General features: G+C 71.7%; 21 protein-coding genes and 1 pseudogene. 14 read left to right on the top strand and 8 right to left on the bottom strand.

Annotated features, from left to right (window positions below):
• Positions 1-19 precede the first annotated feature (19 nt).
• The 3 genes from WMF28_RS24195 to WMF28_RS24185 all read left to right on the top strand — a co-directional run bounded on the left by WMF28_RS24195 (position 20) and on the right by WMF28_RS24185 (position 3,346).
• Complete coding sequence (locus WMF28_RS24195) at positions 20-1,036, top strand: LamG domain-containing protein (RefSeq protein WP_437595659.1); 1,017 nt, start codon at positions 20-22, stop codon at positions 1,034-1,036.
• Between the two features lie 101 nt (positions 1,037-1,137).
• A complete protein-coding gene (locus tag WMF28_RS24190) occupies positions 1,138-2,049 on the top strand; it encodes a hypothetical protein (RefSeq protein ID WP_437595658.1) in 912 nt (303 codons plus the stop codon).
• A 181-nt stretch (positions 2,050-2,230) separates the two neighbouring features.
• Positions 2,231-3,346, top strand: coding sequence for a LamG domain-containing protein (locus WMF28_RS24185; protein ID WP_437595657.1), 1,116 nt, complete (start codon positions 2,231-2,233; stop codon positions 3,344-3,346).
• Positions 3,347-3,456: 110 nt separating this feature from the next.
• Here the strand turns inward: WMF28_RS24185 and WMF28_RS24180 are convergent, their stop codons facing one another.
• Positions 3,457-4,110 (bottom strand): FMN-binding negative transcriptional regulator, encoded by a 654-nt coding sequence (locus tag WMF28_RS24180; protein ID WP_437595656.1) that lies wholly within the window; start codon positions 4,108-4,110, stop codon positions 3,457-3,459.
• 487 nt (positions 4,111-4,597) lie between these two features.
• Here WMF28_RS24180 and WMF28_RS24175 point away from each other — a divergent pair.
• Positions 4,598-4,732: pseudogene (locus WMF28_RS24175) on the top strand (MerR family transcriptional regulator); the annotation flags it as partial.
• Between the two features lie 49 nt (positions 4,733-4,781).
• Here WMF28_RS24175 and WMF28_RS24170 read toward each other — a convergent pair.
• A complete protein-coding gene (locus WMF28_RS24170) occupies positions 4,782-5,060 on the bottom strand; it encodes a hypothetical protein (protein ID WP_437604384.1) in 279 nt (92 codons plus the stop codon).
• Positions 5,061-5,486: 426 nt separating this feature from the next.
• Here WMF28_RS24170 and WMF28_RS24165 point away from each other — a divergent pair, with 426 nt between their 5' ends.
• Positions 5,487-7,433, top strand: a complete 1,947-nt coding sequence (locus WMF28_RS24165; RefSeq protein ID WP_437595655.1) for a di-heme oxidoredictase family protein — start codon at positions 5,487-5,489, stop codon at positions 7,431-7,433.
• A gap of 347 nt (positions 7,434-7,780) precedes the next feature.
• On the top strand, positions 7,781-8,392 hold the full coding sequence (locus WMF28_RS24160) for a DUF417 family protein (RefSeq protein WP_437595654.1): 612 nt from the start codon (positions 7,781-7,783) through the stop codon (positions 8,390-8,392).
• A 13-nt stretch (positions 8,393-8,405) separates the two neighbouring features.
• Here WMF28_RS24160 and WMF28_RS24155 read toward each other — a convergent pair whose 3' ends face one another.
• Positions 8,406-8,933, bottom strand: coding sequence for an RNA polymerase sigma factor (locus tag WMF28_RS24155; protein ID WP_437595653.1), 528 nt, complete (start codon positions 8,931-8,933; stop codon positions 8,406-8,408).
• 1 nt (position 8,934) lies between these two features.
• Positions 8,935-9,729, bottom strand: a complete 795-nt coding sequence (locus WMF28_RS24150; protein WP_437595652.1) for an SDR family NAD(P)-dependent oxidoreductase — start codon at positions 9,727-9,729, stop codon at positions 8,935-8,937.
• A 399-nt stretch (positions 9,730-10,128) separates the two neighbouring features.
• Between WMF28_RS24150 and WMF28_RS24145 the strand changes: the two genes are divergently transcribed.
• From WMF28_RS24145 to WMF28_RS24125, 5 genes are all read left to right on the top strand, one after another.
• Positions 10,129-11,649: a dockerin gene (locus WMF28_RS24145; RefSeq protein ID WP_437595651.1), complete on the top strand. Its 1,521-nt coding sequence runs from the start codon at positions 10,129-10,131 to the stop codon at positions 11,647-11,649.
• A 230-nt stretch (positions 11,650-11,879) separates the two neighbouring features.
• On the top strand, positions 11,880-12,455 hold the full coding sequence (locus WMF28_RS24140; protein WP_437595650.1) for a TetR/AcrR family transcriptional regulator: 576 nt from the start codon (positions 11,880-11,882) through the stop codon (positions 12,453-12,455).
• A complete protein-coding gene (locus WMF28_RS24135) occupies positions 12,452-13,546 on the top strand; it encodes an MBL fold metallo-hydrolase (protein WP_437595649.1) in 1,095 nt (364 codons plus the stop codon). Before WMF28_RS24140 ends, WMF28_RS24135 begins: the two co-directional genes overlap by 4 nt.
• Positions 13,547-13,671: 125 nt before the next feature.
• Complete coding sequence (locus WMF28_RS24130) at positions 13,672-14,154, top strand: DUF1348 family protein (protein WP_437595648.1); 483 nt, start codon at positions 13,672-13,674, stop codon at positions 14,152-14,154.
• Between the two features lie 15 nt (positions 14,155-14,169).
• On the top strand, positions 14,170-14,586 hold the full coding sequence (locus tag WMF28_RS24125; protein ID WP_437595647.1) for a class I SAM-dependent methyltransferase: 417 nt from the start codon (positions 14,170-14,172) through the stop codon (positions 14,584-14,586).
• A 6-nt stretch (positions 14,587-14,592) separates the two neighbouring features.
• Here WMF28_RS24125 and WMF28_RS24120 read toward each other — a convergent pair whose 3' ends face one another.
• On the bottom strand, positions 14,593-15,813 hold the full coding sequence (locus WMF28_RS24120; protein ID WP_437595646.1) for an acyl-CoA dehydrogenase family protein: 1,221 nt from the start codon (positions 15,811-15,813) through the stop codon (positions 14,593-14,595).
• Between the two features lie 169 nt (positions 15,814-15,982).
• On the opposite strand from WMF28_RS24120, the gene WMF28_RS24115 reads away from it, so the two are divergent.
• From WMF28_RS24115 to WMF28_RS24105, 3 genes are all read left to right on the top strand, one after another.
• Entirely contained in the window at positions 15,983-16,666 is a 684-nt protein-coding gene (locus WMF28_RS24115; RefSeq protein WP_437595645.1) for a TetR/AcrR family transcriptional regulator, read from the top strand.
• A gap of 17 nt (positions 16,667-16,683) precedes the next feature.
• A complete protein-coding gene (locus WMF28_RS24110) occupies positions 16,684-17,667 on the top strand; it encodes a phosphatase PAP2 family protein (protein WP_437595644.1) in 984 nt (327 codons plus the stop codon).
• 308 nt (positions 17,668-17,975) lie between these two features.
• Entirely contained in the window at positions 17,976-18,470 is a 495-nt protein-coding gene (locus WMF28_RS24105; RefSeq protein ID WP_437595643.1) for a hypothetical protein, read from the top strand.
• A 113-nt stretch (positions 18,471-18,583) separates the two neighbouring features.
• On the opposite strand, the gene ribA is transcribed toward WMF28_RS24105, so the two are convergent.
• The 3 genes from ribA to WMF28_RS24090 all read right to left on the bottom strand — a co-directional run bounded on the left by ribA (position 18,584) and on the right by WMF28_RS24090 (position 23,617).
• The gene (gene ribA, locus WMF28_RS24100; protein WP_437595642.1) at positions 18,584-19,342 is read right to left on the bottom strand and encodes a GTP cyclohydrolase II; all 759 of its coding nucleotides are present in this window, start codon (positions 19,340-19,342) and stop codon (positions 18,584-18,586) included.
• 130 nt (positions 19,343-19,472) lie between these two features.
• Complete coding sequence (locus tag WMF28_RS24095; protein ID WP_437595641.1) at positions 19,473-20,921, bottom strand: FAD-dependent oxidoreductase; 1,449 nt, start codon at positions 20,919-20,921, stop codon at positions 19,473-19,475.
• Between the two features lie 764 nt (positions 20,922-21,685).
• Positions 21,686-23,617 (bottom strand): type VI secretion system contractile sheath domain-containing protein, encoded by a 1,932-nt coding sequence (locus WMF28_RS24090; protein ID WP_437595639.1) that lies wholly within the window; start codon positions 23,615-23,617, stop codon positions 21,686-21,688.
• Between the last annotated feature and the right edge of the window lie 6 nt (positions 23,618-23,623).

Raw genomic sequence — 23,623 nt, 5'->3', positions numbered from 1 at the left:
TGTGGGAGGTGACATGAACATGGCAGGTCATGGAAGGATGCTGGCCGGCCCTGCGGCTCTTCGTCCGGCGGCACGTGCGCTCCTGGCGATCGCTCCCCTGTTCCTCGGGGCGTGCTCGTTCGTCGAAGACCTGTCCCATCTCCAGCAGGAGACGACGAGCGCCGGGGGCGGCTCTTCGACGCAGAGCTCCAGCGAGAGCAGCAGTGGCTCGGGAGGCCTCGCCGGGGCCGGCGGCGATGGCGGCGCTGCTGAGGGCGCCGGCGGTGTCGGGGGCGATGGCGGCGTCGGGGGCGCCGGCGGGGATGGCGGTGCCGGCGCTGCCGGGGGCGCCGGCGGTGTCGGGGGGGATGGCGGCGGGGATGGCGGCGCCGGCGCCGGGGGCGGTCCCCTCGTCGATCTCGAATCCGGGCTCTTCCTGCACTACACGTTCGACGAGACCGAGGGGGACCTCGCGGCGGACGCCACCGGCGACGTGCTGCACGACGCGATCGTGATGGGTGGGACGTGGGTGCCGGGGCACATCGGAAACGCGCTGTCCCTCTCGGGGGTCGAGCAGTACGTGGAGGTTCCGCCCGGGATCTTGCAGACGCTCGACGAGATCACGTTTGCTCTCTGGGTCTCCCTCGGCCGGCAGCAGCTGTGGCAGCGGATCTTCGACTTCGGATCCGGGGAATCGGCGTGGATCTACCTGTGCCCGAAGGCGGCGGATCCGCCGGGCCTCCGCTTCTCGGTGAACTCCCTTGCGGGCGTCGATGAGTATACAGCGGACTGGACCTTGACGGTCGGGGCGTGGAGGCACGTCGCGGTGACGGCCTCCTTCAACCCGAATCGCTCTTCGATTTACGTCGACGGGGTCGAGGTGATGACCAGCGATCTGATCTACACCCGACCCTCGGAGGTGGGGAACACGACCCAGAACTTCATCGGCCGCTCCCAGTTCCCGACGGATCCCTACTTCAACGGGATCGTGGACGACTTCAGGATCTACGATCGTGCGCTCTCGGCGGCCGAGGTGGCGGCCCTCGCGGCGCTGTGACCGGGGGCGGCGGCCGCGCGCGACCGCGGCCGGCGGACCGTCGGAAGTTTGCTCCACGGGCTGTCGGATGCGAGTGTGCTGGACACGAGGAGCTCGGCGTGATGGCTGGAGAGACGGACGTGCTGCGATGGGCGAAGCCTCTCGGGATGAGGCGCGGCGGGTGCGTGGGGCTCGCGCTGCTGGCGACCTCTCTCTGGCCGCTCTCGGCGCCGGCGGACGAGCCCGTGGTGCCGGAAGCGGGAGCGGCCTCGGGGGTGGAGCAGTGTGTCGCGGCGCACGCCGAGGTGCAGGCGCTCCGGAGGAATCAGCGGCTGCTCGAGGCGCGCCGTGTGCTGAAGGGCTGCGCGCGATCCGAATGCCCGGCGCCGGTCCTTCGCGATTGCGTCGCGTGGGTCGACGAGATCGAGAGGGCGACGCCGTCGGTCGTCTTCAACGTGACGAGCGGCGGCGAGCAGGTCGCCGGGTCGAGGGTCCTGGTCGACGGCCAGCCGGTCGAGCTGTCGTCGAGCGGTGCGCCGCTCAGGCTCGATCCGGGGAAGCATACGTACCGTGTCGAGCATGACGGGCACAGGCCGGTGGCCAAGGAGCTCATCCTCTTCGAGGGGCAGCGCTTCCGGCAGCTGAACGTCGCGCTCGAGCCCGTCGTGGTCCCGCAGGCCCCGGTGGCTCAGGCCCTCATGACGGAGAGCTACCGTCCGGTGCCGGCGTGGACCTACGTGCTGGCGGGCGTGGGGGTCGCGGGCGCGGCGAGCTTTGCGGTGTGGGGCCTCATGGGTCGATCCGAGCAGGACCACCTCGAACAGACCTGCAGGCCGAAGTGCACGGACAGCGATCTTGCCAACGTGCATACGCGGTACCTGATCGCCGACATCTCTCTCGGTGTAGGCGCAGCGGCGTTCGCGGGCGCCGCGCTGACCTATCTGCTCCGTCCCACGGAGGAGCGGCCGATCACGGTGTCCGTGGAGCCGAACCGGACCGGAGTGTATGGTACGGTGTCGTTCCGCGGTATGTGAGATGGTATCATCTCTCGACCGGACGCTGGAATCTTGACGAGGGTCGCCGTCGTCGGCGCGACCTGCTCCACTTTAACAACCCTTCTCGAGCACCGTCGGACCGTTCCGTGATGCTCGAGGAATCGCTTCATTGGAGGATGCTATGAGAGAGGCATCGATCTTGTCGGGTAGTCTCGGGGCCATGCTGCTCACGGCCGTGATGCTCGGAACAGTCGCCACCGGATGCGGATCGAGCGATGACGACCCGGGAGGCGGCGGCAGCGGCGGCAGCGGGACGACGTCGGGTGGAAGCTCCACCACGAGCGGCTCAGGCGGCAGCGGCGGGACCACGCCTGGCACGGGCGGCGCGGGCGGCGAGGGGACGGGCGGCATCGGGGGCGCGGGCGGCGAGGGGACAGGCGGCCTCGGCGGCGCGGGCGGCAGCGGCGGCGCCGGCGGCAGCGGTGGTGATGGCGGCAGCGGCGGCGCCGGCGGCAGCGGTGGTGATGGCGGCAGCGGCGGCGCCGGCGGCAGCGGTGGTGCGACCGGCAGCGGCGGCGCAGGCGGCAGCGGTGGTGCGACCGGCAGCGGCGGCGCAGGCGGCAGCGGTGGTGCGACCGGCAGCGGCGGCAGCGGCGGTGGTGAAGGCGGCGGCGGAGCGGGCGGCGGCGGCGGCGCCGGGCCGGCTCCGACGCTCGTCGTGCACTATACGTTCGACGAGGAGGCCGGCCTCATCGCCAGCGACGCGTCGGGGAACGCGAATGACGCCACGCTCGCCGGGAGCGCCGGATGGTCGCCGGCGGGGCGAATCGGCGGCGCGCTCAGCCTGCAGGGCGCCGACCCCTTCGTCGATCTCCCCGACGCCCTCATCGACGGCCTCGACGATCTCACCATCGCGACCTGGGTCAACCTGAGCAGCATCGACATGTGGTCTCGCATCTTCGATTTCGGCGGTAACGGATTCATGTATCTCACCCCGTCCAACGCTGCCGGGGAGCTGCATTTCGCGGTTTACAACGACGAAAACGAGGCGATCGTGGCGGTCCCGAACCCGCTGACCGTCGACGTCTGGAAGCATGTGGCCGTCACGATCTCGAGCGGCACGTACCAGATATGGATCGATGGTGTCTCCGTTGCATCGACCACGCCGGCGCCTCCAGACGACGTGAAGCCGTCCCAGCTGGCGCCCACGATGAGGAACTTCCTTGGCGATTCGCAGTTCGAGGCGGATCCCTTCCTCAAGGGGTACATGGACGACTTCCGGATCTACGACCGCGCCCTCTCGGCCGACGAGATGGCGGCCCTCGCCGCGCCGTAGGCGAGAGGACGCGCGGGGAGGCGCGAGGAGGGGGGCTTCGAGACATGGTACGGGCCATTGACCACCTCCGCCTCAAGCGCAGGTCGGCAAGAGCGCGGAGGTCTGACGGCTCAGCGAGGGCGGGCGCGCTCCATCAGATCCACGAGCGCGCGGTCGTCGGGCGTGCCCCGCGCGCGCAGCCCGGCGATGGCGCCGTCACGATCCTCGGGGCGGCGGTTCTGCGAGAGCTTGAGCTTGCCCTCGATCCGCGTGATCTCCATGGAGAGGCCGACGATCGCGGGGAGCAGCGCGCTTCGCTTCTCCGGCGAGAGCTCCGCGACGCTCCAGGGGTCGGGCTGCCCGTGCTCGTTCACGTCGGAGAGGCGCGCGAGCAGCGCGAGGAGCGCGTCGTGGTCCTCGATGGCCCGCGGCGCGCCGTGCGCGTGGACGACGGCGTAGTTCCAGGTCGGCACGTCGTCGCGCGAGGCGTACCACCCGGGCGAGATGTACCCGTGCGGCCCGCGGAAGACGGCCAGGACCGGCGTGCTCCCGTCAAGCGCGCGCCGGATCGGGTTGGCCCGCGCGACATGCGCGAGCAAGGTGCCGTGAGGGCCGCTGTCGCGATCGAGCAGGAAGGGCAGGTGCGCGATCATGGGCACGCCGTCCTCCCCGGGCGCGACGAGCATGCCGAAGGGGTGCGCGTCGACGAGATCGTGGAGACCAGCGAGGTCGTGTGCCTCGAAGACCCTGGGAAGGTAGATGGATCGCGGCACGCCCGTCGTCATGCCGGCAGGGTGTACCACGGAGCGCCCGCCGGAGACGACGGTGCTCGAAGACCTCCTCCTCGTAGGGGAGGGTCGGAGACGACATCCATCGGCCCGAGAGCTTAGGACCTATCCCGGAGAGAGCGCCTGGGATTTCGGGCGACGACGAGAGGAACCATGCGGATATCCTCGCGGGACGGCTTGATATCGGTGTGCGACTCAGCAGCAGCGGCAGCAGCGCGTCGAGAGGCCGGCGCCCGGAAGTCGAGCCGGGCCATGTCTTCATCGAGCGGGCACGAAGAGTGCCCGATTTGCTCGATTTCTGAGCTGTTTTTCTAGATCCAGGGTGATTCGACCCAGTTTTTTGAGTTAATTCTCTGGATCAAGCACGTATTTATCCAGATCAGAGCGACGAAACTCTCGTTGTAGCTTCCATGTACCTCGAATCCAGGACGCATTTTCTAGATTACGTCGAGTTTTGTCTGGTTCTTCGGCTAGGCATGTCTCGATGCCCCTGGTCCCTGCGCCCCCTGTCGCCCCGCGCGGTTACAGCGCCGTCGAGCTGGCGCGCGCCGCCGGCGTGAGCACCGGCACGATCAAGCACTGGATCGCGGAGGGCCTGATGCACAAGCTCGCGTTCCGCGGCCGCCGTACGACGTGCGGCCGCGAGCACCTCCTGCGGGCGCTCGCGATCAAGAAGCTGGGAATCCGGCGCAAGGCTGGCGCTGTTCTGGGTTCAGTTCGGGCGCGAGCGGGATCGTGGGGCGCCGTCCCTGGGCGCCCGTTGCGGTCCGGACCAGCGTGGCGCGGATGTCGCCGAGGCTGTCCATCATGGCGCTGCTCAGCGCGGCGGAGGCGTCGGTGCCAAGGGCGATGCGTGCCAGGCTGACGAGCATCAGCCCGAGCACCGTCGCAAAGGTGTGGAGCCGCAGCGAGCCGTCGGCCCACGGATGTGAGGGACCCCGGGGCACGACGCCTCCCTTCTTCGACTGCGCCGCGATCCGGTAGCGGCGACCGTCGCGCGTCGACCCAGGTTGGGGTAGCCGCCACGGCGGTCGCGACCACGACGGTTCAGACGCCTCATGCGCTCCGAACATCGGACACCGTCGCAGATTTTTTCGTCATCCTGGCAGATTTCCTGCCTGTCGAGATAGTCGCTGGCTCCTTATCACACAGGCGCTGCGCGCAAATGATGCATTGTGCCCATAACACGAAGAAGGAGCTCATCCGCGAGTGTCCCCGTCATGCCTGCGCCGTCAGGCCACTGGGCGCGCCGCAGGACCGACGGGAGGGAGCAGAACGCGTCCTCCGCAGTCCTCCAGAGACGTCGGACGCGCGCAGGCGCCGGACGGACGGATTGCCGGCGATCCACCACGGTCGGTTATGAGGAGGGGACATTGAAGACTAGATTCTTGATGCATAGCGTGCTCGCCACCCTGGCTGCGGCAGGATGTACGGGCGAGATCACCGGCGGGGCAGGCGGCCCGGGGACTGAAGACGACCTCGCCGGCATCGCAGGTCCGTCGGATCCGGGCGCGCTCCGTCCTGTCGTGCGCGTACCGCGGGAGCTCTTCGGCGCGAGGAACGACGCGGAGCACCTCACGTACCCCGAGGCCACGCCGGCCGAGCGCCGCTTCCTGGACCCGGATGACGCGAACAGCCCGCTTCACTTCTTCATCACCATCCACACGCAAGAAGAGGGCGTCGGGCCCATGTTCAACCAGCCGAGGTGCCTCGGCTGCCATCTGAACTCGGACGACATCGAGAGAAACCAGTCCGAGGCGCTCGGCAGGCTCTGGAGCCCGCCCGCCGACCTCAACTTCGAGAGCACCCCCGTCTCCCGTGCCGGACGGCAGGGCGTGACGGACTACTCGGAGATCTCGCGCTCGCAGCCGCCGCCAACCGCCTCGTTCACGCTCTTCGGCGACTTCAACGTCATCACCGGCAGGTTCGATCCGCTCACGCAGTTCGGCGGACCCATTCAACACGTCAGGTCCGTCCCACTTTGCGAGATCGACACCATCCCGCCCGAGTCCATCGATCCGAACTTCGCGGGCGGCGCGGATCCGGTCACCGGGATCAGCGACCTCGGGTTCGTGCGGGCGGTGGGTGAGCGGGCCGCTCCGCCCTACATCGGGCGCGGTCTGATGGAGGCTGTCTACGCCGGCGATATCCTGGCCAACGAAGATCCAGAGGATGTCGAGGGCAGCACATCGTCGCTCCCGCCATCCCCGGATTCGCGCCTCTGTGCAAACGACTGCATCTCCGGAAGGCACAACGAGAACCGCGCCGACCTCGCGTTCGTCGGGGGCGACTCCGAGGTGCGGCTCTCGCGGTTCGGGCTGCGGGCGGCAGGGCCGACGCTCCTTCAGTTCGACGTCGGCGGCACACAGGGGGAGATCGGGCTCACGAGCCCCTTCCTTCCGACCGAGCAACCCCTGAACCAGGAAAACCAGGGCCGAGGTTGCGACATCGTCCCCGATCCGGAGCTCACCGCCGAGGCGGTGGAAGATCTGCGCACACTCCTGCGCCTGCTCGGGATCCCTGACGTTGCGTCCGAGCTGCTCGAACCCACGCCGTCGACGCCGCTCGCCGCCGACATCCACGCAGGCGCGAGGCTCTTCGGCGTCGATCTCGAGGCGTTCCGCAGCCGCATGGTGCCCGGGATGACGCCGACGAATTTCGGCGATCCGGACGCCGACCGCGGCATCGCAGCGGACCGGAAGCTCAACTGCGTCGGTTGCCACATCCCGATCATGAGGACGGGGAGATCGCCGGCGAGGGTGGGCGGCGAGCTGCTCAGCAACCGCTGGGCGCCGCTCTTCTCCGATCTTCTGATCCACGACATGGGCAAGTTCCCGTTCGTCCGCCCAGAGGCGCTCAGGCCGGCGCCCTACCCCGGCATCAGCCGCAACCTCGCCGACTTCGCCCTGCCCGATCAGGGTCGCGCGATGGGCAACGAGTGGAGGACGCCGCCGCTCATGGGCATCGGCAAGACGGGCGCGCCCTTCCTGCATGACGCGCGGGTGTTCCTGAACGTCCTCCGCCCTGCCGAGACCGTGGCGAGCTACGCGGGCGCCGTCAACGAGCGTCTGGTGATCACGAACCTCGATGAGGCGCTCCTGGCCGCCATCGAGCTCCATGACCTGCCGTCGCCGCCGCCCAACGCGCACGGCGGGCCCGATGACTCACTCTGCCCGAGGCCGACGCTCGACATCGCAGAGTACGACATATGCCGCCGGAGCAGCCCGAACCGGAGCGAGGCGAAGAACGTGATGGAGAGGTGGCGCCGCCTGAGCCGTGAAGAGCAGCTCCAGGTCGTGAAATTCCTCGAAGCACTCTGAAGAAGCAGCCGCGAAGCGGGCTCTCTTCGCGCGGGAGCCGCTCGCCCTGGAGCGACACGCCCCGCGCGTCCTCCCGGACCCCCCGCGACCAGAGCCACGCCGCGAGCGCCTCGCCGAGCGCGCGCCGCCCCGGTCCTTCCAGGTGACGTCGCCGTTCCTTGTGCTGCTCCAGCGGCGCGAGGCGAGCGCGCCCTACCTGGCGGCGTGGGTGGAGAGCACGGGCTGGAGACGCACGCCGACAGAAAGTCGCGGCGCCTTGTAACGCCCGGCGGCTCCGCGACCTCTGCGGGTGATCCCCGTGGCCGGGCAGTCTCCGGCCCCGGGCTCCCCTGACTGGAGGCATTCCCATGACCTGGTTCCAAGCTGCGATGCGATGGGCCGCGCGCGCCGAGCGCCTCGGAATGCACGCGCTGCGCATCGGGCTGATCACCGTGCTCCTGTGGATCGGCGGGCTCAAGGCGTTTCCCTACGAGGCCGATGGCATCGTGCCCTTCGTCGCCAACAGCCCGGCGATGAGCTTCTTCTACGAACACCCGGCGCCCGAGTACACGAGGCACATGAACAAGGAGGGAGAGCTCGTGGCGGCCAACCGGGCCTGGCACGAGGCCAACGGGACCTATCGATTCTCGTGGGGGCTCGGCGCGGCGATCGTCGGCCTTGGCCTCTTGATCGCCGCGCATTACTGGAGGCCCGAGCTCGGCGCGGTGGGCAGCCTCCTCGTGGTGGGGATGTCCGTCGTCACCCTGTCGTTCCTGATCACCACGCCCGAGAGCTGGGTGCCGAAGCTCGGCGACGCGGAGCACGGGTTCCCGTACTTGAGCGGGCGGGGCCGCCTGGTGATCAAGGACGCGATCATGCTCGGCGCCGCGCTGGTCACCATGGCCCAGTCCGCTCGAGAGTACATGGCGCGACGCGCGCCCAGGAGAGCGCCCGCCGGAGCCGTCGGCCCGGCGGCGTGAGCGATCGCTCCGCTCAGGCTCGCTCGTCGATGCACTCGCGGAGCTGCTGCTTGGCCCGGTGGAGGAGCACGGCCACGTGGTTGGCCGTGAGGCCGAGCTGCTCCGCCACGGCCTCTCCGGGGAGCTCGTCGAGCAGCCGCAACGTCACGACCCGCGCCTGCACCTCGCCGAGGCGGTCGATGCAGCCGAGCGCGGTCACGTGCGCCTCGGCCGCAGCGATCAGCGCCTCGACCGAGGGAGCGCCGGCATCGAGCTCCTCGATCGCCGCGGGGTCGCCGAGGTGCGGCCGGCTGCGATGATGCCGGCGCCGCCCATTGCGGGCCTCGTTGCGCACCAGGACGGTGAGGAGCTTGCGGCTGTCCTCTTCCTCGTCGGTGAGGGCGCGCGCGTGGGGCAATCGCAGGAAGGTCACGAAGGCCTGTTGCACGGCGTCGAGCGCGTCCTCGGCCGCGAGGCCCTGGTGCCTCGCGACCCCCAGCAGATCGCGGCGGTGCAGGAGGACCAGCCGCGTCACCCAGCTCAGAAATCCCTTGTCGCTCATCTCAGAAGACGCCCTTCAAGAGGCCGCCCTCGGCGCGCACGGCGGCGCCGTTCACCGCCGCGGCGAGCCCGCTCGCCAGGAAGGCGACCACGTTGGCGACCTCTTCGGTGGTGATGAAGCGGCCGAGGAGCGAGGTCGGGCGCGTGGTGGTGAAGAACTCGCTCTCGACCTGCGCGACGCTCGCGCCGCGGCTCGACGCCAGATCGGTCACGAAGCGATCGACGCCCTCGGACCGGGTCGGCCCGACCAGGACCGAGTTCACGGTCACCGCCGTGCCCCGGGTGAGCTCGGCGAGGCCGCGGGCGAGGGCCGACTGGGCGGTCTTTGTGACGCCGTAGTGAATCATCTCGGCCGGGATTTGCACCGCCGACTCGCTGGAGATGAAGATGACCCGGCCCGCGCCGCGGGCGAGCATCCGGGGCAGGTAGTGCTGCGAGAGCAGCGCGCCCGAGATGACGTTGGTGGCGAAGATCTCCTGCCAGTCGCGGGCGGTGATCTCCTCGAACGGCTTGGGGCCGTAGACGCCGACGTTGTTGACGAGGATCTCGGCGTCGGGTGTGGCCTCGATGAGCGTGCGGCAGCCCGCCTCGGTGCCCAGATCCGCGGCCAGGCCGCGCACCCGCCCCGAGGGCGCCTGCTCGAGGAGGGCGGCGACGGCCTTGTCGACGCGAGCCTGGGTGCGCCCGGTGATGATGACCTCGGCCCCCTCTCCGGCGAGGCGCTGCGCGATGGCGTGCCCGATCCCGGCGGTCGAGCCGGTGACAATCGCTCGTTGACCAGAAATTCGCAGGTCCATGATGGGTCCTCCTCGGCGCGGGGGGCGACGCCGCTCCCCGCGCGACAGGGGGAGGGCCTAGTCCATCCTCCTCCTCATGGCTCGCCCGGCAGCGCTGTGGCGTGAAAGCGGCCCCTCACGGTGCGCAGGCGAAGGAGCGAGCACGTGTTGTTTGTATTACAGTGAGAGCGTATCGAGTGGAGCCTTGAAAACTTGACAAGCTTAACCGGTTTGGTTCTACTATGCGCCTACCGCGCACCACAGCCCGCGCCCTGCGCCGCGGCCCTGGACAGCCGTGCCTGACGCCAGCGCGGATCGCCTCCGCAGCATCGCCGGTCCCGCCTCGATCGCGAGGACCGGTGATCCACTCTCCCGCATGCAGGGATCTGCGGACCAGCTCGTGGGCGACAAGGAGCCATCATGCGAAAACCATCGTTCTTGGGCCTCAGCTCGTCAGGTATCCTCGTTCTTCTCCTGATGGGGCTCGGGTGCGGTTCATCGAGCGATTCATCCTCCGGCGCAGGGGGTGACGCAGGCGCCGGCGGTCAGGGCGCGACGAGCAGCGGGAGCGGCGCCGGCGGCTCCGGCGCCGCCGCCGGCTCCGGAGGCGCGGCGGAAGGGGGGGGCGGCACAGGGACGGGGGGCAGCTCGGTGGGCACCGGCGGCACCGGCGGCACCGGCGGCGGCGTACCTCCGGCGCCGGCCTGGGACTGGACCGGCATCGTCGGCACGGGACAGAGCCTGTCGGTCGGCGCGGAGGGGACGCCGCCCATCGGGACGCAGCAGCGCTTCAACAACCTGAAGCTGTCCCTCGGGGACGCGAGCGTGCCGCCGTTCGATCCGGAGAGCAGCGCCCTCTCCCTTGTGCCGCTCGTCGAGCCCATCCGCAACTTCGCGACGACCTACCCGAGCGCCTACCCGAAGAACCTCTACGGCGAGACGCCCCACACGGCGATGGCCGACCAGATCTCGTCGCTGGTGAAGGCGGCCGCGGGCGGCGATCACGTCACGGTGCACACCGTCGTCGGCGAGAGCGGCCAGCCGATGAGCGTCCTCCGGAAGGGCGCCACCGAGGTGGCCAGCGGCGCCACGTCCATGGGCCGCGCCTACGCGGCGACGCTGTTCGAGGCCGAGGCGATCGCGCGGCTCGCCAGCCAGGCCGGCAAGACCTTCGGCGTCGGCGCCATCCTCATCACGCACGGCGAGTCTGACGCCGGCAGCGCGACCTACGAGGACGAGCTGTTCAAGCTGTGGTCCGACTACAACCAGGACATCCCGCCGCTCACCGGGCAGTCGCGGAGCATCCCGATGCTTGTATCTCAGCAGCACTCGGTGCACACCGAGGTGGGCTCGCGGTCGACATCGACCCTGGCGCAGTGGCGCGTGGGCGTGACCCATCCGGGCGATATCGTCTGCTCGGGTCCGAAGTACCAGTATCCGTACGCGCCGGATCATATCCACCTCAACGCGAGCGGGTACCAGCAGCTCGGCGAGAAGTACGGCCAAGTCTACTTCGAGAAGGTCGTCCTCGGGAAGGACTGGCAGCCGCTCCAGCCGACGCGCGTCGAGCGCAGCGGCGACGTCGTCACCGTGCGCTTCCACGTCCCGGTGCCGCCGCTCGTCTGGGACAGCGCGCTGCCGTCTCCCCACCAGACGGCGTTCACCGAGTGGGCGCAGGGCCGCGGATTCGAGGTCTGGAGCGGCAACACCCGGATCGAGATCAGCGGTGTCGAGATTGACGGCGAGGCGGTGAAGATCACGGCGCGGAGCCTCCCGGCTTCCGGCGTGATGGTCGGCTACGCGGCGACGACCGACGGAACGTCGATGGCGGGCGGCACGACGCGCTGGGGTCAGCTGCGCGACTCGGATCCGTTCGTCGGCTCGGTCACGGGCAAGGCCCAGCCGAACTACAGCGTGGCGTTCGAGATGAGCGTCCCGTGAAGTGAAGGGGCGGCGCCGGTGCGAGGGAGGGTTCGCGCCGCGCAGCGGCGCTTGGCCGCGTCGGGTACAGCGACACAGAGCGGGTGAACCGCCGAGGCGCCAAGGACGCCAGGACAGGAAGAGAAGAAACAGGGGTCTTCTCCCTTCCTTTCTTGGCGCTCCACGCCGAGCGCTCGCGCCGGCGGCGACGCGCCCTTGACAAGACAGACCTGTCTGTCTTAATCAGGGACGTGAGCGACGCCCGGCGGCACATCCTCGAGGTTGCGGAGCGCCTCTTCTATGCGGAGGGGTATCGCGCCGTCGGCGTCGATCGCCTGATCGCCGAGGCGGAGGTCGCCAAGGCCACCTTTTATCGCCACTTCCGGACCAAGGACGAGCTGCTCGTGGCGGTGCTCGACGCGCGCGACGCGCGCTTTCGCGCGTGGCTGGCCGGGCGCGTCGAGGAGCTCGCGAGCGACCCGTGCGAGCGACCGCTCGCGGTCTTCGACGCGTTCGCCGAGCGGTTCGCCGCGAACGACTTCCGCGGGTGCGCGTTCCTCAACACGATGGTCGAGGTCGCGAGCCGGAGCCACCCCGCCCACGAGGCGTCGCAGCGCCACAAGCAGCGGCTCATCGACTATCTCGAGGGGCTCCTGCGCGACGCCGGCGTGCCGGACGCCGGCGCGCTGGCGCCGCAGCTCCTGTTGCTGATCGACGGCGCGACGGTGACCGCCGTCCGCGAGGGGGGACCGGGCGCCGCCGCGCGCGCGCGTTCCCTCGCCGAGGTGCTCCTCGCCACAGCGCGGCCAGGAAGGCGACGACGATGAACCAGAGCATGCGTGTCCCGAGCGGGTCGATTCGATGTGCCGAGCAGCTTCCGGACCCTCATCTCACCGGGGCGGTGCCCGGGTACGGCGAGCGCTCTGCGCGCCTCCCGCGGACGCCGCCGGCGCGCGCGGCCGCCCTCGCCGCACCGCTGCTCGCGCTCTCCCTGGCCGCGTGCGCGCCGGCGAACCGCGTCGACGCCAGCGCGCCGCCGGCCGGCGTATCGGCCGGCGTATCGGCCGCCGCCGGGCCCTCGGCAGGCGCATCGACCGCCGCCGAGGCCTCGAGCGCGCGTCTCCAGTGGCGTGGCGGTCCGACGGCGATCCTCGAGCGCGACGGGCTCCGGCTCCTCACCGATCCCGTCCTCGGGCCGCGCGGGCCTGCCGCGTTCGTCTTCCCGAAGCACCCGTCGACCGGCGTCGAGAATGCGCCGGTCGCCCGCTACACGGATCCTCCCGCCGAGCCGCTCGGGCGCCTCGACGTCATCCTCCTCAGCCACAACCACGCCGACCACTTCGATGCGGTCGCGAAGGAGACGCTCCCGAAGGACGTCCCCTTCGTCCTCCCGCCCGACGCGGCCGAGGCGGCGCGCGCCGCGGGGTTCACGAGGCTGACGCCGCTCGACTGGGACAGCGAGACGGTCATTCCGACCCGCGCCGGCCGCCTCCGGATCCTCGCCGTCCCGGCGAACCATACCCACGATGCGGCGCTCGACGCGACGCTAGGAAAGGGGAACGGGTATGTGCTGCGCTGGGAGGGCGAGAATCCCTATTCGATCTACTGGACCGGCGATTCGGTCTTCACCGATCCCATGCGCGCGGTGGCGGCCCGCTTCGCGCCCATCGACCTCTGGCTGCCGCACCTCGGCGCGGTCGGCGTCGACGGCGCGCGCGGCCTCCGCACGATGGACGCCGAGGAGGCCGTGGCCGCCGCGGCGCTCCTCCGCGCCCGCCACGTGATCCCGATCCACCACACCACCTTCGGCCATTACCGCGAGCCGGTCACGGCGTTCGTGCAGCGCGCCGCGACGAAGCGCCTGTCCGCGCACATCCACGTTCCGGTGGACGGCGCGTGGATGCCCCTCCCGCGCTGAGCCGGCCGTGCGCGTACCGGCCGCAGGAGGGGAGCGGGGGAGCCCCGGAGAGCCGCTGGGGAGCCGAGCGCGAAAAGGGGGTTGCCGGGAAGGGGAGATTGGACGAAGGTTCGTTCAGGTGCACCTTGAGCCAGGATCCCGCCGCGCCGCGTCCGCCGTTGCCGCCCTTCACCGCCGAGACCGCCGCCCGGAAAGCGCGGCTGGCTGAGGACGCCTGGAACAGCCGTGAGCCCGCTCGCGTGGCTCAGGCGTACACCGTCGATAGCCGCTGGCGGAACCGGGCGGAGTTCTTCCAGGGGAGGGAGGCGATCGAGGCGTTCCTGCACCGCAAATGGCAGCGGGAGCTCGACTACCGGCTGATCAAGGAGGTCTGGGCGTTCACGGAGGAGCGGATCGCGGTGCGCTTCGTCTATGAATGGCGCGACGACAGCGGGAGCTGGTATCGAGCCCATGGCAACGAGCAATGGGAGTTCGACGCCCACGGGTTGATGCGGCGGCGCGAGGCGAGCATCAATGACGTGCGCATCGCGGCGGAGGACCGGAAGTTCCACTGGCCTCTCGGACGCCGGCCGGACGATCACCCGGGGCTGAGCGAGCTCGGGCTCTAGGCGGCGGGCAGGCGCATGACCGCCTCTCCGAGCAGGCCCGAGATCGCCACGGCGTACGATCGCTGGGCCGCGACGTACGATGACGATCCCAACCGGACCCGCGAGCTCTCGGCCGCGGTCCTCCGGCAACGGGGCCTGGAGCTGGCCGGCCGTGACGTGATCGAGATCGGCTGCGGCACCGGGCGCAACACGCAGTGGCTCGCCGAGCGCGCGGGGAGCGTCCTCGCGCTGGATTTCTCCGAAGGGATGCTGCGGCAGGCGAGGGCCCGCGTGGTCTCCCCCCGCGTCCGCTTCGTGCAGCACGACATTCACGATGCCTGGCCGGTCGCCGGCGGCTCGCCCGACGCCGTGGCAAGCTGCCCGCGCTGGTCGAATCACGCACGGATCACGGCCACCGCTTTTCCGCTGCTGGTTCCCCGGCCCCGTGCGTGAGCTCGCTCAGCCGGCCTGTCGCTCCTGGTCGCCGCCCGCGGCCTGTCGCGGGGCGAGCATCGGGTGCAGCTCGGCGATCCCGAGCCGCGCGCGCCCCGCGAACTCGTAGGCGTCGTCGGTCGCGGCGATGTGCTGCGTCGCCGCGTGGATATCGCGGAAGCAGCGCTGCAGCGGGCTCGCCGCGTACAGCGCGCCCCCGCCGCCGGCCCGGTAAGCGAAGCCCGCGACCTCCGCGGCGACGTCGGTCGCGTAGGTCTGGACGAGCCGGATCGCCGCCCAGTCCTCGATCGAGAGCGCCTCCCCCGCGCGCGCCCGGTCCCACATCCGCCCCACGGCGTCGAACGCATAGGCGCGCGCCGCGGCGAGCTTCGCCTCCGCGCGCCCGAGGTCCATGTGGAATGCCGCGTGGCTGCCCAGCGCGAGCTGCGGCCACGCCTTGATGCGGCGCGGAGCGACCGCGGCGATCTCGTCGAGCGCGCGCCGCCCGACGCCGAGCGCGAAGCCGACGTGACCGGCCGCGAGCTGGGCGATCAGGGGGATCGCGTACAGCGCGCCGCCGCGCCGCCGCGGGGCCCCCGGGAAGGGGCACGTCAGCGCCTCGGGCACGAGCGCGCCCTCGATCCGGTAGTGATCGCTCCCGGTGCCGCGCAGGCCGGCGACATCCCACGTGTCCTCGAGCACCACCTGCTCGATGGGGACGGCGAGGCTGATCATCTCGGGCGGCCCCGCCGGAGGGGCCCCGTTTTCCGGCGCCACGACGGCGCAGGTGAACACCCAGCGCGCGTGCCGCACGCCGCTGCCGAACGCCCAGCGGCCCTCGAGCACGTAGCCCCCCGGGACGCGCCGCGCGAGGCCGCTCGGGACCTGGAGCCCTGCGAAGGTGGGGAACGGCCCCGCGAACACCTGCCGGGCCCCGTCGTCGGGCAAGGTGCCCCCGGCGAGGGCGGCGAGCAGCGCGCTGATCATCAGCGACCACCCCGCGGAGGCGTCCGCGCGCGCCATCGCCTCGAAGACCTCCAGCTGCGTCAGCGGATCGCTCTCCGCGCCGCCGAGCGCGCGCGGCGCGGCCATCGCGAGGAGGCCGCTCGACCGCAGCGCGTCGACGACCGCAGGCGCGAGCGTGCGCAGCCGCTCGGACGCCTCGGCGTGGGCGGCGGCGACGCCGCGGACGCGCTCCACCGCGGCGAGGAGGTGTTCGCGATCGGGGGATCGACGGGGCTCGGACATACGGGGCTCCTTTCCTGGACGGGGGTACGGCGCGCCGGCCCCTCCGGGCCGCCCGCGCGCCTGATGATGACACTGGCAACATTCGAAAGTTTCCACTGCCAACATTTTCGCCGCGGCCGTCCCGCGGGCCCTGCGGCGGGCCGACTTCGTGGTACCGTGCGCCTGCGCTGTGGCTCCCCCCCTGAAGCGCCGCCGCCCGCGCGCGCGCACCCCTCCTGCTCCCGCGTCGCGCGCCGCCGACCGGCCCTACCACCACGGCGACCTCCGGCGCGCCGTGCTGGAGGAGGCCCTCGCGCTCATCGAGGCGCAGGGGAACGCGAGCTTCACGCTGCGCGAGGTCGCGCGGCGCATCGGCGTCTCGCACGCCGCGCCGTACCGTCACTTCGCGGACAAGCGCGCCCTGATGACGGAGCTCGCGGTGCAGGCGAGCGCGGCGCTCGGCGCGCAGATCTCGGCCGCCCTCGAGGAGGCCGGCGGCGAGCTCCGGGCGCGCTTCCTGGCCGCCGGCTTCGCCTATGTCCGCTTCGCGCTGGAGCACCCGGCGCCCTTCCTCGTGATGTACTCCGGCGAGGTGAACGTGGAGGACCCGCGGGTCGCGGCGGCCACGTCGCAGAACCTCGGGGTGCTCCTCGGGTTCATCGAGGAGGCGCAGCGCGCCGGGGCGTTCCCGCCGGGCGATCCGATGGCGCTGGCGGTCCCGATCTGGGCGATGCACCACGGCCTCGCGACCCTCGCGGCGGCGGGCGCGCTGTCCAAGGCCGGCCCGGTGGAGCTCCGGCGCCTGGTCGACGACGCCCACGCGCGCCTGCTCGACGGGCTGCTCGTCACCGCGCCCGGGCCGTCGCGCGCCTGAGCGGGGAGGCGACCCCGGTGGACGCCGCCGGCGACCCGAGGCGGGCGCCACCGGCAAGCGGCGGCACCTTGCGGAGGGGAGGGGCGATCCCCGCCGCGGATCGATTCCAGCGCCGTGCCGCCCGGGTTACGCTCGCGCTCCTTGTGCGTACCGCCGCGATCGCTCTGCCCGCCCTCCTTGCCACCCTGTCGCCGGCCGCCGCCGCCGCCGAGCCGTCTCCCGAGCTCACGTACCGGCCGGAGATCGATCTGCCGATCACCGTGGTCGGCGGCGCCGGGTGGGTCATCTCCGAGCTCTCCAAGAAGGGCCTCGCGCCCGCGTCGTGCCGCTGGTGCGCGGCCAACGCGCTCGACACGTCGATCCGCGACGCGCTGGTCTGGAGCGGCGACCCGGAAACCGCCCATGATCTCAGCAACGTGACCGTCTTCGGTGTCGCGCCCACCTCCGCGCTGGGCCTCACCGCGCTCGCCGCGTGGTACGACGGCCGCTCCGAGAACACCGCCGCCGACCTCGTGATCGTCACCGAAGCGATGGTGGTGGCGATGGGCCTGAACCAGCTCACCAAGTACATTGTCGGCCGCCAGCGGCCCTATTCCCACCACGACAACCAGGATGTGCTCTGCGCGGGCGAGAGCTGCTCGCGCCCCGTCCCGCACGACGACGATCTCTCCTTTTTCTCCGGCCACGCCACGGCCGCCTTCTCCCTCGCCGCCGCGAGCGGCACCGTGGCGTCGATGCGCGGCTATCGCGCGGCGCCGTGGGTATGGGCGCAAGGAATGGCGATCGCCGCGCTCTCCGGCTATCTGCGCATCGCCGGCGACCGCCATTATTCCACCGATGTGCTCACGGGCGCCGTGTTCGGCTCCGCCGCCGGCGTGCTGATTCCAGCTCTGTTTCACGGTCCGCGCCCGGGCGTTGCCGGTCCGGACACGCAGGGTTTCCGCCTCTCGCTCGCACCCGCGAGCGGCGGCGTCGGCGCGGGCATCGCCGGCACGTTTTGAGCGTTTTTCAGCCGAGTGTGAGCCGAGTGCGGCGACCGCCGCCTTCGACAAGAGCCCACGCTGCTTTCAGACGACCTATGTAAGTAGAGTTGACAAAGCGGTATTCGATTTTTACACTACGCCTGTCAGCCACGGATGCTGGCGCTCGAGCCGCCGTTGCTGGAGCGCGAACCGAACACGTCGACTACGCCGTGCCGCCCCCGCGGCATCGGCGACGGCGAGCTGCGGCCGGGAATGGGCGCGCGCCTCGGCGCGAGCCCGTGTCAGCGGAGATCCGTCAGCTCGGCCGCATGAAGGAGTCCGGCGACATGAACGTCGTTCACCATTCGTCACGCCATCGATGGATCGCAGGCGGCCTCGCCGCCGCGCTCCCTGTCCTCCTCGCGGGCTGCAGCGATCAGGCGCTCGGGGCGCCTGTGCCCGGCGCCGAGCCGCCGCCGCGGGCCGCCGCGCGCGGGGAGCTGGCTTCGAGGAGCGCCGGCCAGGGCGGTGCCGCGGCTCGGCCGGCCGCGCCGGGGGCCGCCCTGCTGGAGCGCGACGAGCTGCTCCGGGAGGCCGGACGGCTCGCGGCGATCAGGGCCGCGCTCGCGCGGTCGCCGGAGGCGCCGCTCGCCCTGCTCGACGAGCACCGGGCCGAGTTCCCCCACGGCCGGCTCGCGGCGGAGCGGGAGCTCATCGCGATCGACGCGCTGCTGCGCCGCGGGCGCGCCGACCACGCGCGCGCCCGCGCCGACGCGTTCCTCGCGCAGTTCCCGTCGAGCCCCCACGCGGGCCGGGTGCGCCGCCTGCTCGCCGCGCCGTGAGACGATGACGACAGCGCCGCGCGGCGCCCGCGAAGCCTGACCGAGTCTGACCGACCTCGATGGAGGCCGCCGGGCGCAGACGCCGCTCTGCCCGGGCCCCCTCCCGCGGCGCCTCAGCTCGCGGGGGGCGGCTCGGACCGGGGCGGTGACATCCCGTCGACAACGACCGGATCGCTCTGCTCGACCAGGTGCGGCTTGCCCCACGTATCGATGAAATGACCCGACCGCTTCGCCTTGGTCTCCAGATAAAAGCGGTTGTGATCGTTCGGCCGGATCACGTGCGGGATACGCCCGGTCACGGACACCCCGTATTGCGTGAGCTGCTGGATCTTGTCCGGGTTGTTCGTGATGAGCTCGACCGACCTCACGTTCAGGCTGTGCAGCATGTGCGCCGCCACGGCGTAGTCGCGCTCATCGTCGCGGAAGCCGAGCGCGAGGTTCGCGTCGACCGTGTCGAGCCCCTGATCCTGCAGCGCATACGCGCGGATCTTGTTGATGAGGCCGATCCCGCGGCCCTCCTGGCGCAGATAGAGCAGGATGCCCCGCCCCATGCTCTTGATCTTCTTCAGCCCTTCGAGGAGCTGATCGCGGCAGTCGCAGCGCAAGGAGCCCATGGCGTCGCCGGTCAGGCACTCGGAGTGCAGCCTTGTCGGCACGTTCGAGGCGCCGACGACGTCGCCGTGCACCATCGCGATGTGCTCCTTGGCGTCGCGGTTGTTCCAGAACGCGACGATGCGGAAATGACCGGCGCGCGTCGGCAGCTCGGCGACGCCGACCACCCGCACACAGACGTTCACGTGGCCATACCCATCGCAGTCGTGCTCTCGATCCCGGGTGACGAGCTCGAGCAGCGGATTCATCGGGTCGGTCATGTCCTGCCTCCGCGAGGAGCCGCCTCGCGCGCCGAGCGGTGATGGGTAAATGCGCGTACTTCTTACCAGAACAGGACGGGCAGGCAACGCCTGCCGCCGCGCTCCGCCGCGAGGCGGCAGCCGGGGCCGCTCAGGCGTCGGCGGGCTGCCGGTGGGTCGGGGCGGCCGCGGCCACCCCGGGCGGCGAGGGCGATCTCCCCGCGCGCAGCACGCGCAGGATCAGGCGGGGATCCACGAGCGCCTCGGGCCCGTCGAGCATGTGCATCGCGCGCACGAAGCGCACGTAAACCTCGCGATCGACCTGCGCGGCGCGGTGCAGCATGCCGGTGTACCAGCGCAGGATCGGCTGGAGGAGCGGCCTCCGGCCGTCGGTCTCGGGGTAGGCGAGGTCTTCCCCGGTGGACATCTGCCACGGCAGATCGACCGCCTTCGCGGCGGCCACGTGGTAGCGGCGCGCGAGCCCCGCGATCGCGCCGGGGCCCGCGCGGCGGCGCTGCTCCGCGAGCGCTGTGTCGAGCGCGAGCGCCTGGAGACAGGCCGACGTCATCCCCTGTCCGTAAACGGGGTTGAAGCTCGCGAGCGCGTCGCCCAGCACGGCGAGCCCCTCGGGCATCCTCGCCATGCGCTCGTAGTGCCGCCGGAGGTGCGCCGGGAACTTGTAGGTGGCGATGTCCGTCACCGGCTCGGCCCCGAGCAGCGCCCGGTAGAGCGCGTCGTTCGGCAGCCCGCGCGCGAACTCCAGGAAGCCCTCGGGATCGGCGGGCGGGTGGTCGCCGAACAGGCCCGCGAGCACCACGACCCAGCGCCCGCCCTCGACCGGCGCGATACAGCCGAACCGCCGGCTGTCGGACGGCGAGCCGAGGACGTAGAGCGACGTCCACGGGACCTGCGCCGGATCCCGCGGGCGGTACTGCCGGCCGGCGTATCCCACCCGGACCTGGATTGTCGACTCGTCGGGCCGCGCGTAGCCGAGCGCCTCGAGCCACGCGGGCGCGCGCGAGCCGCGCCCGCTGGCGTCCACCACGAGGTCCGCCGAGAGCTCCTCGAGCCCGCCCGGGTCGTCGCGCCGCCGGACCACGACGCCGGTGATCCGGGAGCGATCGGGAGAGGCCGAGAGCTCGATCACATCGCGCCGATCCAGGCGCCGCACCGCGGGCAGCGCGAACGTGCGGCGGCGCACGTGCGCCTCGAGCAGCGGCCGGGTCATGCACACGGTCTGGACGCCGGTATGGAAGCGCGGCTTCCACGCGCCGAGGTGGTGCCAGGCGAGGCCGACCCCGAAGTCGTACGCGACGGCCCCGTCCCGGATCAGGTCCTCGGTGAACCCGGGGAACAGGTCGTTCAGGATGCGCTCTCCCCGGGCGAGCAGGCCGTGGAGGTGGCGGGCTTGCGGCGCGCCCTTGCGGGCCTCGCGGAGGTCGTCGGGGATGCCGTCGCGCTCGATAACGTCCACCTCGTCGAAATGGTCGGCGAGCACGCGGGCTGCGACCAGGCCCGCGATGCTCCCACCGATCACCACGGCCCTGCGGCCGGCGAACGAGTGGTTGGAGCGGATGTTCTGCTGGGTGCAAGGCTTCATGCGGCGTCGGGATTGCAATACGCGGGCCGTTCCCGACGAACGCAGGGCGGACGCAACGCCCGCCTCCTGAGGAGTCGGTCAGCGCGCGTCGCGCGAGCTGCGCAATTCGCGCGCAACCGCGCAACGGAGCGACTGAGCAACGGAGCGACTGCACCGCGGAGCGACTGAGCAATCGGTGACTGCGCCGAGGAGCGACTGCGCAATGAGCGACTGCGTGGCGGAGCATCTGCGTAAAGGCGCAATCCGATGCGCTCCGTCGGGACGAGAGAGGCGATCGTTCCACGCGCATCGTCGTCACCGGAGAAGCGCCGGCCGACCGCCTCGGAGAGATCGTGTCGAGACGATGCCTCCGGATGGCGGGTGGCGATTCTGCGGTGCGTGTGAGTGCGCCACGCAGGATTCCTCCGCCGGAGCTCCGCCGAGGTGGGGTGAGCGATCTCAGGTCTTCCGGAAGCTCATCCCCCCGCAAGACAGGTCAACTCCGCCCGAGGAGCTCGTGCTCCGCGGCGACAGGGGCCGATTCGGCCCGGGGGGCCGCCGTGTCGTTCTTCGCGAGACGGCCGATGAGGAGGGCCCGGCCGAGATGCGCGAACCCGGCGGCTATTTCTTGCGGCAGCCGCACTCGGCCGTCGGCGCCTGCGGGGCCGGCGGCCGTTCGCACGTCGTCACGAGGGTGCTCAGGACGGAGATGAGGATCGCGACGCGGAGCCGCATGCGGGCGATTCTTCCCCCGCGGGCCGGGCGGCGTCAATCCTGCCGAGGCGTCAGCCGAGCGGCAGCTCGAGCGACACCTCGTCGAGCCCGACCCCGAGGAAGCGGCGCGGGCGCACCGTGACCGCGATCTGCGCCCCGCCCTCGCCGCGGCCGGCCTTCACCGCGAGCTCGATGCTGGCCGGGGGCGCGCGCTCGAACAGCGTCCACAGCGCCCCCTCGACGACCGGCTGCACCTCCGCGGGGTCGCTGTCCGCGGGCAGCTTCGCGCAGAGCGCGCGCAGGAACTGGACAACGCGCGCGACGAAGAGCTGGTCGACGAGCGAGACGCGCTCGAGGCGCTCTTCGGGCTCGGCCGTCGGGCTGTCGTACGTGAGCTTCTCCGGAGGGACATAGGCCGTCGGCGCGGTGAGGACGTACACGGCGTCGCTGTTCGGGGCCGACGCGAGCAGGAGCACGCCGCTCTTCGAGAGATCGCGCTGGGTCTCCGTCGACACGAACGCCTCTGTCGGGATCGCGACGCCCTCGTCGCCCTCGTACGCGCCCTTCACCTCGTGCACCGGCAGGTCCCCGACCACGCCGCCGCCTATCGCGCCCGCGATGCGGCACGGCCACGCCGTCTCGCGGAAGCTCGCCGCGATCAGCGCGCCGACGACGTACGCCGGCGCGATCCAGACGCGGCCGCCCTCGTCGCCCGGCTGCTCGACGATCGCCGCCTCCCGGATCCGCGAGCTCGACTTGTCGTAGGGCATCCGGCCGAGCACGTGGTTCATGGCGATCGCGACCCACCGCATGCAAGGCCGCGCCGCCGCGGCGCGCCACGGCGCCCGGTGCGGCGCGCGGAACAGCGCGGCCTTGTTGTCGAGCCGCTCGATGCCGTCGAGATCGTCGACCCCGAGCAGCCGCGCGTCGCCGTTCACCACGGCGGGGAGCGCGTGCGCCTCGGCGACGCGCGCGATCGCCTCGAGCCGCGCGAGCGCGGCGGCGCTGCCGTCGATCGCGACGTCCACGATCGCGACCGACGCCGGCGGCTCGGATCTCGCCGTCTGCGCGAGCACCCGCGCGAGCGCGCCGGCCGCCTCGTCCGGCCGGGCGCTGACGACCTCGACCCGGACGCCCTCCGCCGCCTTCACGCGGTCCACGAGCAGGCTCAGCCCCCGCCACGCCTCCTCGAGGCGCCGCACCTCCGGGTGCTGCAGGATCGCGCCGAGCTGCGCGCCGATCGCGCGCTCGATCTGCCCGATCGCCTCGGCGGGCCGAGCGGCCTGCCCCGCGCGGGGGCGGGCGCTCGCCGCCACGGTCGCGATGAGCTCCGAGAACCGCCCCCCCTCCGCGGGCCTCTGACCGGCGCCGCCCGCCTCCGCCGGCGGGGGCGCCGCGCCGGCGTCCCCGCCGCCGCCGAGATCAACCATCGAGAGCAGCGCGTCCACGTCCGAGGCCGGCGCGGGCGCGGCGGGTCGCTCCGGCGCGGGCGCGGCGGGTCGACCCGGCGACGCGCCCTCGCGCTCCGCCGGGAGCAGGCCGAGGATGTCGCGCACGAGCGGGGAGCCGCCCCAGAGCCGATCGAGCTCGGCGCGCGCCTGATCGAGCGTGGCCGAGCCGTCGCGTAGCCGCTCGAGGACGCGCCGGCCGTCGAGGAGCGAGCGCAGCAGCGGCACCTCGGCGCACAGCGCGTCGGGCCGGAAGCTCTTCAAACCGGTGGGCGACAGGTCGACGCGCGCGGCCCGGCCGCCCGCGAGCACGCTCGGCACCTCGATCGCGATCCGCGGCCGGAGTATCGCGAAGAGGTTATCGAACCGGCTCGCGTCGACGCGGGCCGCGCCGGCGGGCGGGCTCGCCCCGGCGTTGTGGGGATCGCGCGGGGTGAGATCGGCGACCACGAGCACGCGCAGCGGGAGCAGCGGCCCCCGCTCCACGGCGCCCCCGTCCTCGCCCACGTGGAACCTGAACTCGTCGCCCAGAACGCCCTTGATCGTTTCCGCCATGGCCCT

The organism is Sorangium sp. So ce590, from assembly GCF_051521365.1.
Taxonomy (GTDB): Bacteria; Myxococcota_A; Polyangia; order Polyangiales; family Polyangiaceae; genus Sorangium.
This window is presented reverse-complemented; position numbering and strand designations above follow the sequence as displayed.

What these genes read in the sequence shown, in the direction of transcription:
- WMF28_RS24195 (WP_437595659.1), top strand. Translation starts at nt 20, where the DNA reads ATGGCAGGTCATGGAAGGATGCTGGCCGGCCCTGCGGCTCTTCGTCCG.
- WMF28_RS24190 (WP_437595658.1), top strand. Translation starts at nt 1,138, where the DNA reads ATGGCTGGAGAGACGGACGTGCTGCGATGGGCGAAGCCTCTCGGGATG.
- WMF28_RS24185 (WP_437595657.1), top strand. Translation starts at nt 2,231, where the DNA reads ATGCTGCTCACGGCCGTGATGCTCGGAACAGTCGCCACCGGATGCGGA.
- WMF28_RS24180 (WP_437595656.1), bottom strand. Translation starts at nt 4,110, where the DNA reads ATGACGACGGGCGTGCCGCGATCCATCTACCTTCCCAGGGTCTTCGAG.
- WMF28_RS24160 (WP_437595654.1), top strand. Translation starts at nt 7,781, where the DNA reads ATGACCTGGTTCCAAGCTGCGATGCGATGGGCCGCGCGCGCCGAGCGC.
- WMF28_RS24155 (WP_437595653.1), bottom strand. Translation starts at nt 8,933, where the DNA reads ATGAGCGACAAGGGATTTCTGAGCTGGGTGACGCGGCTGGTCCTCCTG.
- WMF28_RS24150 (WP_437595652.1), bottom strand. Translation starts at nt 9,729, where the DNA reads ATGGACCTGCGAATTTCTGGTCAACGAGCGATTGTCACCGGCTCGACC.
- WMF28_RS24145 (WP_437595651.1), top strand. Translation starts at nt 10,129, where the DNA reads ATGCGAAAACCATCGTTCTTGGGCCTCAGCTCGTCAGGTATCCTCGTT.
- WMF28_RS24135 (WP_437595649.1), top strand. Translation starts at nt 12,452, where the DNA reads ATGAACCAGAGCATGCGTGTCCCGAGCGGGTCGATTCGATGTGCCGAG.
- WMF28_RS24125 (WP_437595647.1), top strand. Translation starts at nt 14,170, where the DNA reads ATGACCGCCTCTCCGAGCAGGCCCGAGATCGCCACGGCGTACGATCGC.
- WMF28_RS24120 (WP_437595646.1), bottom strand. Translation starts at nt 15,813, where the DNA reads ATGTCCGAGCCCCGTCGATCCCCCGATCGCGAACACCTCCTCGCCGCG.
- WMF28_RS24105 (WP_437595643.1), top strand. Translation starts at nt 17,976, where the DNA reads ATGAACGTCGTTCACCATTCGTCACGCCATCGATGGATCGCAGGCGGC.
- ribA (WP_437595642.1), bottom strand. Translation starts at nt 19,342, where the DNA reads ATGACCGACCCGATGAATCCGCTGCTCGAGCTCGTCACCCGGGATCGA.
- WMF28_RS24095 (WP_437595641.1), bottom strand. Translation starts at nt 20,921, where the DNA reads ATGAAGCCTTGCACCCAGCAGAACATCCGCTCCAACCACTCGTTCGCC.
- WMF28_RS24090 (WP_437595639.1), bottom strand. Translation starts at nt 23,617, where the DNA reads ATGGCGGAAACGATCAAGGGCGTTCTGGGCGACGAGTTCAGGTTCCAC.